4 protein-coding genes are annotated in these 5,093 nt (G+C 70.1%); 1 reads left to right on the top strand and 3 read right to left on the bottom strand.

Annotated features, from left to right (window positions below):
• Positions 1-134 precede the first annotated feature (134 nt).
• Genes G6018_RS02025 through G6018_RS02015 form a run of 3 tightly spaced genes read right to left on the bottom strand, consistent with a single transcriptional unit; the run spans position 135 to position 4,301 of the window.
• A complete protein-coding gene (locus tag G6018_RS02025; protein WP_182638581.1) occupies positions 135-1,208 on the bottom strand; it encodes a phosphotransferase family protein in 1,074 nt (357 codons plus the stop codon).
• Between the two features lie 51 nt (positions 1,209-1,259).
• Positions 1,260-2,603: an MFS transporter gene (locus tag G6018_RS02020; protein ID WP_179525669.1), complete on the bottom strand. Its 1,344-nt coding sequence runs from the start codon at positions 2,601-2,603 to the stop codon at positions 1,260-1,262.
• 36 nt (positions 2,604-2,639) lie between these two features.
• A complete protein-coding gene (locus tag G6018_RS02015) occupies positions 2,640-4,301 on the bottom strand; it encodes an AMP-binding protein (protein ID WP_182610850.1) in 1,662 nt (553 codons plus the stop codon).
• A 103-nt stretch (positions 4,302-4,404) separates the two neighbouring features.
• On the opposite strand from G6018_RS02015, the gene G6018_RS02010 reads away from it, so the two are divergent.
• A complete protein-coding gene (locus tag G6018_RS02010; RefSeq protein ID WP_241731968.1) occupies positions 4,405-5,058 on the top strand; it encodes a TetR/AcrR family transcriptional regulator in 654 nt (217 codons plus the stop codon).
• Positions 5,059-5,093: the final 35 nt, after the last annotated feature.

Genomic DNA, 5,093 nt, shown 5'->3' with positions numbered 1-5,093 from the left:
CAGGCGGAAGCGGTCGAGCACGGGCAGCGCCGCCTGGGGACCCGTGCGGGGGTCGACCGGCCCGCGAGCGATCCGGTCGGTGGGGTCGGCAGCCGGGGCGCCGGAAACGCCGGCGTCGGAAGCGGGATCAGCCATCAGCGGGTGCCTTTCCGGGAATCGAGGATCGAGTGGCCGTACTCCACCAGTTCGCGGATCTGCGGGCCGATGTCACCGAAGTCCTGTCCGGCCATGTCCCCGGCCTCGGAGCGGGTGGCCACACCCTGGGCGATCGCCGCGAACTTGAACGTCGCGAACGCCAGGTACCAGGGCATGTGTGCGGGATCCGTGCCGGTCGCGGAGCAGTACCTGTCCAGCAACCGCTGCGGACCGGGCCACCCGGGGCCCGTGGTCAGACTCGGGATGAGCGGGACCTCGGGTCCGTCGGGATCGCCCCAGTACAGAACGGTCTGGGCGAGGTCGGCCACCGGATCGCCGAGGGTCGACAGTTCCCAGTCGAGGATCGCCTTGATCCGTCCCGGATCGTCGGCGTCGACCACACAGTTGTCCATGCGGTAGTCACCGTGGATGATCCGCGACGACGGCGAGGTGGGCAGGTCCCGGCCGAGTCGCGCGGCCAGCTCGGGGAGGCGGTCCGCGCGGACGCTCGCGCTCGCCTTCTCGGACTGTCCCAGCCACCGGCGTAGCTGGCGCTCCAGATAACCCTCCGGCCGCCCCAGATCCCCCAGGCCGACGGCGTCCTGATCCACTGCGTGGAGAGCGACCATCGCGTCGATCTGCGCGTCCGCCATGGCCGCCTTGTCGTCGTCGGACTCGGCGTAGCCCGGCGGCAGTTCGTCGCGGATCACGTGACCGACGACCTTCTCCATCACGTAGTACGGGACACCGAGGTCCTCGCCGGTGGTCTCGTTGAGCACGATCCCGGCCACCGGGACGTCCGTCGACGCCAGCCCCAGCTGGATGCGCGCCTCGCGCCCCATGTCGTGGGCGCTCGGGAGGAGCTCACCCGTGGGCGGCCGACGCAGGATGAGCTCGCCGGCGTCCGAGCGGAGCGTGAACGTGAGGTTGGACTTGCCCCCCGCGATCAGCTCGGCGGAGAAGTCCGTCCAGGCCGCCTCGCCCGTGGCCTCGGCGATCTTGGGGCCCACGACGTCGGGGCGGAGGAGTCGGTCGACCGCCGGGCCGGCGGACGATTCTGGTGGAGTGGTCATGGGGTGATCCTCGCGGTTGATGGGCGGCCGGATGACCGGAACGGGCACGGACTAGTCGTGGCCGACCGTGTGCAGGTCGTTGCCGCGGGTCTCCTTCATGATCGCCGTCGCGATGATGGTGCAGACGCAGAGCACGATGATGTAGGCGCTGATCATCCAGTACACGTCCCACTCGATGAACTGCGCGTTGAGGTACGGTGCGCTGCCGCCGAAGACCGCGACGGACAGGGAGTAGGCGAAACCGATGCCCGCCGTGCGCATCTTGGTGGGGAACGCCTCGGACATGAACGACGACAGGATGGAACCGGCGGCGGCGACCAGGGTCATGGCGATCAGCGAGGTGAGGAACAGGGTCCACGGTCGGTCGTCGATCATGCCCATCAGGAACGGGGTGGTGACGATGGTGCCGACAGCGAAGATGAAGATCACCGGGCGCCGGCCGATCTTGTCCGACAGCAGGCCCCACAGCGGGAGCGTGCACAGGGCGACCAGCTGGCTGCCGAAGATCATCCAGAAGGCGGCGCCCGCATCCATGTCGCGTTGGGTGATCGCGAAGGTGGAGGCGTACGAGCTCCAGGTGTAGTGGGCGACGGTGACGCCGGAGACCATGGTCACGACCAGCGCGATGGCACGGGCAAGACGGCCCCTGGAGAAGGTGACCACCGGGGAGGTCGGGTCGGCTGCGGCCGCCTCGGCGGCCTTGTCGAAGACGTCGGACTCCTCCATACCGGCCCGCAGGTACAGCACGAACAGGGCGAACACGGCACCGAGCAGGAACGGGATGCGCCAGCCCCACTCGCCGACGGCGGACTCGGACAGCACGGCGGTGATGGTGCCGCCCACGCCGTAGGCGATCACGGTGCCGCCCATGATGGCGACGAAGACCAGGCTCCCCCACATCCCGCGACGGTGGGGCGGCGCGATCTCGGCGACGTAGCTGTACGCGGTCGCGGACTCACCACCGTGCGCGAAGCCCTGGACGATCCGGCACAGCAGGAGCAGCACGGAGGCGAAGACACCCAGGGTCTCGTAGCTCGGCAGCAGTCCGATCAGCAGGCTCGCGCCCGCCATCATGAGCATGGTGGTGATGAGGACCCACTTGCGGCCCTTGACGTCGGCGATCCGGCCGAAGACGATCCCGCCGAGCGGCCGGACGAGGAAGCCCACGGCGAAGACGGCGAAGGTCGCCAGCAGGGCCGAGACCGGGTTCTCGTTGTTGAACATCGCCGCCGCGATGAACGGGGCGAACACCGCGTAAGCGGTCCATTCGTACCACTCGAACAGCTGCCCGGTGGTGCTGGCCGCGAGCGACCTCTTGGCGTTCCTGTTGCCCTCGGCGGACTGCGTCGGGGTGACCTCCGAGGGGAGGTCGGGGCGGATGCTGGCCTCGGCCATGTCATCTCCTTCGGGTCGGGTGAGGGGTCTGGGGAATCAGGAGGGGGTGTGCTCGTCGCGGAGTTCGCGGCGACGGATCTTGCCGGTCTGGGTCTTGGGCAGCTCGCCGACCACGTGGACCTCGGCGGGCCTCTTGTAGGCGGCGAGTCTGGAGGCGGCGAAGGCGACCAACTCCTCCCCGGTGGCGGTGCGGCCCGCCTTGAGGGAGACGAACGCGACCACCTTCTCGCCGCGGTACTCGTCCGGCAGGCCCACGACCGCGGCCTCGAAGACCGCGTCGTGCTCGTACAGGACGTCCTCGACCTCGCGGGGCCAGACCTTGTACCCGGAGGCGTTGATCTGGTCCTTGAGCCTGTCGACGAGGTAGACCCAGCCGGCGGAGTCCATGACGGCGACATCACCGGTGTGCAGCCGGCCGCCGGGCATCGCCCCGGCGGTGGCCGCGGCGTTGCGCCAGTACCCGGACACGATCTGGGGTCCGCTGAGGACGAGCTCGCCCTGCTGCCCCGGCGGGACGGGTCGATCGTCGACGCCCACCACGCTCGCGTCGACCCCCGGGAGTGGGACCCCGACGGAGAGCGTCCCGCTGGCCTCGTCCACGGGGGCGCGGAGTCCGGGCGGGACGGCGACGACCCCCGAGGTCGTCTCGGTCATCCCGTAGGCGTTGTGGATGTAGTGGCCGAACCGCTCCCGGAACCGCTCGACCGTCGACGGCGGGATCGGTGCTCCCCCGCTGTAGAGCGTCTTGACGGACCCGAAGTGCTCCGGGCCGGCCTCGTCCAGACGCATGAGCGCGTTGAAGGCCGTGATGGACCCGATCGTGTAGGTGACCCGGTGTTCGCGGAAGGCGTCCAGGACGACCTCGGGCCGGAAGCGCCCGGCGAAGACCAAGGCGGTGTCCCCCAGCAGGCCGAGGGTCGCGTTGATGACGGCACCGGTGATGTGGAACAGCGGCGCTATGGCCAACACCACGTCTCCCGGCACGATGCCGACGAAGTCGGCGAAACTCCGGGCCACGGCCACCACGTTCGCGTGCGAGTTCATCGCACCCTTCGGGGGACCGGTGGTCCCCGAGGTGTAGGTCAGCAGCGCGAGGTCGTCCGGTGACACCGTGACGGGAGCCGGGGTCCGACCCGAGAAGTCGGAGATGAGCCGCACGAGATCGCCGTCCTCCGACGGCACTCCCGGGTCCGTTCCGCCGAATACCCGGGGGTCGTTCCTGGTCTGGAGGTCCCGCTCGCTGGTGCTCAGGATCCACCGGGCGTCGGTGCCCTCCACGCTCTCGCGGATCGCGGCGACGTCCCGGTCGGTGGCGATGATCCCCACCGCGCCGGAGTCCTCGACGGGCAACCGGAGCTCGCGACCGAAGTACATCGGGTTGAGGACCACGGCGGCGGCGCCGATCTTCCACAGGGCGAGCAGCGCCAGCGCGTACTGCGGGATGTTCTGCAGGTGGATGCCGACGCGGTCGCCGCCCCGCACCCCTCGATCCTGCAGCGCCGCGCCGAGGGCGTCCGACATGCGGTCGACCTCACGCGCCGAGAGGAGGGTGTCGAAGTACGCGACCGCGGTCCGGTCCGGACTCGTCGCGACCCGGTCGCGCCAGGCGTCGACCAGCGTCGCCCGCCGCCCCGCGAGGCCCTCGTCGAGACCCGGACGGTACAACTCCCGCCACGGGCGCGGGTTCGGTCCGTTCATCATCGCCCTCCGCTCCGTCGGCCCGACCGAGCGATCGCTCGGTCCGATGTAGTGTTACCCACACCACATCACGTGTCAAGTGATCGACAGCTAGGGTTTTTCGATGACCGAGGAGAGTCCACCGATGAGCGACTGGCGAGAATTCGGGCCCGACACCCTGTCGCCCCCGTTACGTGCCGCGTTGGTCGTCTTCGCGCGACACGGGTACCACGGCGCCTCGATCAGGATGATCGCCGAAGAGGCCGGACTGTCCGTTCCGGGCCTCTACCACCACTATCGCTCGAAACAGGCGATCCTCGCGGCCGTGGTGGACACGGCGATGGCGGAGATGCTCGAGCACACCGGCGCGGCCGTGGAGGACGCCGGGAACCACCCGGTCGCCCGCTTCGAGAACCTCGTGGAGTGCCTCGCCCGCTTCCACATGGCCAGGCGGGACCAGGCGTTCGTGGCCTCCACGGAGATGCGGAGCATGGACCCGGGCGTCCGCGCCCACCACATCGCCCAGCGCGACTCCCAGCAGGCGATGCTCGAGGAGGCCATCCGGGCCGGCGTCGACTCGGGGGACTTCGCCTGTGAGCACCCCGAGGACGCGGCCCGCGCGATCTCGTCGCTGTGCGTGTCGATCTCCTCCTGGTACCGCCCCGACGGCCCGCTGACGAGAGACGACGTGGTGGCACGACACCTGTACTTCGCCCGCGGCATGGTGGGCGCGGCCCGGGCCGGCGGCGTCGCCGACCCGTCACCGTCCCCGAGTTGACCGGCCCTTCCCCCGCGGCGCCTGCTGCCGGCCAC

Source organism: Dietzia sp. DQ11-44 (assembly GCF_014145205.1).
GTDB classification, from domain to species: Bacteria; Actinomycetota; Actinomycetes; order Mycobacteriales; family Mycobacteriaceae; genus Dietzia; species Dietzia natronolimnaea.
Note: the sequence above shows the minus strand (reverse complement) of the source record. Positions and strands in the feature narration are given on the sequence as shown.